The organism is Streptomyces sp. NPDC057654 (genome assembly GCF_042800135.1).
GTDB lineage: Bacteria > Actinomycetota > Actinomycetes > Streptomycetales > Streptomycetaceae > Streptomyces.
Map to the genome: position 1 here is coordinate 1 of NZ_JBHVHQ010000810.1, position 3,928 is coordinate 3,928.

General features: G+C 70.3%; 4 protein-coding genes. 2 read left to right on the forward strand and 2 right to left on the reverse strand.

All coding sequences use genetic code 11. The features are described 5' to 3' along the window. A partial coding sequence (locus ACFU99_RS36290) for an SDR family NAD(P)-dependent oxidoreductase (RefSeq protein WP_384400688.1) occupies positions 1–303 on the reverse strand: 303 nt, incomplete at its 3' end. Between the two features lie 81 nt (positions 304–384). Beyond that, positions 385–1,431, reverse strand: a complete 1,047-nt coding sequence (locus ACFU99_RS36295) for a cupin-like domain-containing protein (protein ID WP_384400691.1) — start codon at positions 1,429–1,431, stop codon at positions 385–387. Positions 1,432–1,688: 257 nt separating this feature from the next. Here ACFU99_RS36295 and ACFU99_RS36300 point away from each other — a divergent pair, with 257 nt between their 5' ends. Next, positions 1,689–2,615: an aldo/keto reductase gene (locus tag ACFU99_RS36300; protein WP_384400693.1), complete on the forward strand. Its 927-nt coding sequence runs from the start codon at positions 1,689–1,691 to the stop codon at positions 2,613–2,615. Positions 2,616–2,841: 226 nt separating this feature from the next. Next, a partial coding sequence (locus tag ACFU99_RS36305) for a sulfotransferase (protein ID WP_384400696.1) occupies positions 2,842–3,928 on the forward strand: 1,087 nt, incomplete at its 3' end.

The window sequence follows — 3,928 nt, forward strand, 5'->3', positions numbered from 1 at the left end:
GTTGCAGACCACGTCGAGTCCGCCCAGGGCCGTCTCGGCCTTGGCGAACGCCTCCGTCACCCCGTCCTCCTCCGCCACATCCGCGTGCAGCGGCAGCACGGCTTCGGTCTCGGTCTCCGTCTCGGCTTCGGCTTCGGCTTCGGAGATGCCGTCCGCGAACCGTGCGACGGCGTCTCCGTCGCGGTCGAGAACGGCCACCCGCGCCCCGTCCCGTACGAAGCGCCGCGCGATGGCGGCGCCGATTCCTGACGCTCCGCCGGTCACCAGCACACGCGGCGGTTGACGCCCAGTTCGCTCAGCCAAACCGGTCTCCTGAGTCGATGTCTCACGGGTCGATGAGGTTGCGCGACGATCGGCGGTGCGGTGCGGGAGCCCGTTGCCGGGCTAGGACGCGCTGGGGTCGTTTCCGCGGGAGAAGTCGCCGAACCGGAGGGCGTCGTAGAGCCGTTTTCCGGTGGACGGAGGGCTGAAGAAGAAGCGCGTCGGCTCCGTCCGGCGCAGCAGCCCGTGCCCGATGAAGTCGCGGGTGGTGGCCTTCCAGTACCGCGGGCCGAGAATGCCGAGCAGGGCCAGGTACTGAGGCGCTCCCAGCGGCCGCCCGAACCAGTGGTTGACCGATACGGACGCGGTGTGCGCCCGGATGTCGTGCCACCAGCCGCGCGGGATGTAGAGCAGGTCGCCGGGGGCCATCCGTACGACGTGCAGCACCGCCTGCCTCAGTCGCGGGAAGCTCCTCAAATCCGGGTCGCCCAGGTCTACTTGACTGTTCACCAGGTTGTCCGGAAAGGGGTACGCGGCCCTGCTGTCCCGCCAGTCCAGCAGCGTCACGCTCTTCTCACCCCAGATCTGGCAGAAGAAATTGTCCTTGAGGTCCGAGTGCAGCATCGAACGCGTCCCCGCGGAGCCGATCCACACCCGGGTGTCGGTGGGGTGCCCGTCGGACGGCAGGAGGGAGGCGAAGTCGCAGTCGGCCGGGTCGAAGATCTCGTGGGCCCGTTGATAGGCGAGGTAGCAGGGTGCGGAGGGCCCGGCCGCCCGCATCCGCTCGACGAACTCCCCGAACCTCAGCTCCTTCTCGTAGCACCGCTGATCCTGCGGGAAGAGGACGCCGCCGCCCGGGAGATCCATCAGGGCGGTCACCCGCCGCTCGCCGTGGCGCTCCGCCAAGGCGGCCGGAGTCCAGGCGGTACGGGCGGGCCAGGAGTCGAGAAGACCTGAGCAGAGCAGCGGCCCGTGGCGTCGGGCGACGACGTCGCGCAGCATCCCGAGGCCGGGCGCGGTTACCCGCGGCACCCGGCGAACCGCCAGCCCCTTGTCGAGAAGCCGCGACGCCACCCCCGCCGACAGATCCGGTGAGAGATCCGGTGGTTTCTCCGGCACCCCGAGTCGTTCCCCCAACCGCCTCACCCCGGACTGTCGAAGTACGTTCATGACGAATCACTGTCCGGGCCTTGCCTACCCCCTGCATAGCCTCCATAGGCGGGTGCTCCGCGCGAGCGCCGACTTCCGGCCAGCGCGGTGCGGCCTTCCCCTCACGATCTCCGCATCGCGATCTCCGGATCACGATCTCCGCGCCGTCCCGCCCGCCCGCCCGCCCGCCCGCCCGCCCGCCAAAGAGACGATCTTCGGCGGCGGATCGCGAGGACTCCCTCTTGAATGCGCGCCACCTGTCGTTACGCTGAGAAATCATGCGCTATATCTCGCTCGGCACATCGGGTTTGCAGGTCTCCGCGGTCGGTTTGGGCTGTAATGAGCTGGGCCGTTCCGTCGGCCTGGAGCAGGCGCGGGGGGTGGTGGACGCCGCGCTGGACGCCGGGATCACGCTGTTCGACACCGCGGACGTCTACGGCGACTCCGAGTCCGTTCTCGGCGAATGCTTTCGGGGCCGGCGCGAGCAGATTGTGCTGGCCACGAAGTTCGGGCATCAGAGATTGACGATGGGTTACGGTCCCGCGGCCGGCGCCCGGGGCGGGCGCGCCTACATCCGCCGCGCCGTAGAGGGGTCCCTCAGGCGTCTCCGTACAGACCATATCGACCTCTACCAAATCCATACGCCCGATCCGTATACCCCTATTGAGGAGACCCTGGCCGCGTTGACCGAATTGGTCCGCGAGGGCAAGGTCCGCTATATCGGAAACTCAAATTTCGCGGGGTGGCAGATCGCGGAAGCCGCGTGCGTTGCCCGTTCCGGAGGGTTCGAGCCTTTTGTGTCCGCGCAGAACCACTGGTCGCTGCTGGAGCGCGATATCGAGGAAGAAGTCGTGCCGGCGGCACGCCGTTTCGGCCTGGGCGTGCTGCCGTACTTCCCGCTGGCGAACGGTCTGCTGACGGGCAAGGTACGGCGCGGCAAGCCGATCCCGGAGGGCACGCGTATCGCGGTCAGCGCGCATCGGGTGACGGAGGCGCGGCTGGACGTCGTCGAGGCGCTGACCGCCTGGGGGGTGGACCACGGCTGCAGCCTCCTGGAGATCGCCGTCGGCGGTCTCGCCGCGCTCCCGGGGTGCGGATCGGTGATCGCGGGGGCTACGAAGCCGGAGCAGGTGAAGGCGAACGCGGCGGCGGGCGAGTGGGCGCCGACCGCTGATGAGCTGCGGGAGGTCCTGGCCCTGTTGTAGGAGGGGTCCGCGGAGGAGGAAGGCGACGGGGAAACCGATCGTCCGGAAGTCGCCGCTTGGCGGTAGGGGGCGGGGGCATGCACTCCCGGAGACGACGATCGTCGGGCTGTGGTCGGCGTCGGCGATGCCGTGGGGAGTCGAGAGCCTGGGAGTTCCGCCGGTGCGTTCACACGGGCAGGGCCTGGCGAGAGCCAGGGGGACGGGCGCCGTCCAGGAGCTGGAGGACGTGAGCCCGCCCGCCGCGGGGCGGCGCGTGCATCTCGTGCTGCGGACGGTCGGCGAGCGCACGACGGATCTGGCTCTCGACCTGGCCGTACAGCACATCCGTCCGCACCGGGTGCACATCGTCGACGACGTGCGGCCGTTCTGGCGCGCCGTCGACCTGATGCTGGACATCGACTACGGGGACGCCTCCTGCGTGGTGTTCCTCGACGCCGACTGCCTCATCCTGGAGGATCTCCGTCCGTTTCTCGACGCCAACGAGCTCGCCTTCGTGGAGTGTTACGTGCACGACCCTTTCCGGGGCCGGGTGCCGTGCGGGGTGCACATCGTCCGGGCCGATGTGGTGCGGCGGATGCGGCGGGCCGAGGTCCGCAGGGACGACGTCGCGTGGTTGCTGCGGCCGGAGAGCACCCGTCTGGAGCTGGCGCTGAAAGGCGTCCAGGACTCCGTGCAGTACCGGGGCGCGCATATCCTCCACGACCACTTCCAGCACTACGACCACGTCTTCGCCAAGATCGCCCTCCGGGAGCTCCGGAGCCGTACGGAGGCCAGCCGGCCCGTCTTCGCCGCCGCCGTCGCGGGATGGGGCCAGGGGCCGGACCATGACGTCGCCCGCGCCGCCGTCGGCCACGCCCGGTCGCAGGTCGCCGAGAGCGCCACCGGCCGCGACGTGCGGCGCTACATCGAGCGCCTGCCGGAGACATCCCTCCGCGAGGTCGAAGCGATGGGGCTGCCGGACCGGCCGGCCCTCACCCGCCGCGACGTCGTACGGGCCGGGAGACGCGTTCGCTCCGCGGCCGGGCGCAGAGCGGACCGGGCCAAGGTCTTCGGCCTGGGGCTGACGCGCACCGGTACCCGCAGTCTGCGGTCGGCCCTGCATCTGCTCGGGTACGACGTCGCGCACTACCCCATCGACCGCGCCTCGCTCGACGCGCTGGCCCGGGGGGACGGGCGGTTTCCGCTGCTAAAGCACTACGACGGCCTGGCCGACGTGGCGGCCGTCCCGTGCTTCCGCGAACTCGACGCGCTGCACCGCGGCGCGAAGTTCGTCCTGACCGTCCGGGACAAGGCGAGCTGGCTCGCGTCCCTGG

Excerpts from the sequence above, each read along its gene's own strand:
- ACFU99_RS36300 (WP_384400693.1), top strand. The coding sequence starts at position 1,689 with ATGCGCTATATCTCGCTCGGCACATCGGGTTTGCAGGTCTCCGCGGTC.
- ACFU99_RS36295 (WP_384400691.1), bottom strand. The coding sequence starts at position 1,431 with ATGAACGTACTTCGACAGTCCGGGGTGAGGCGGTTGGGGGAACGACTC.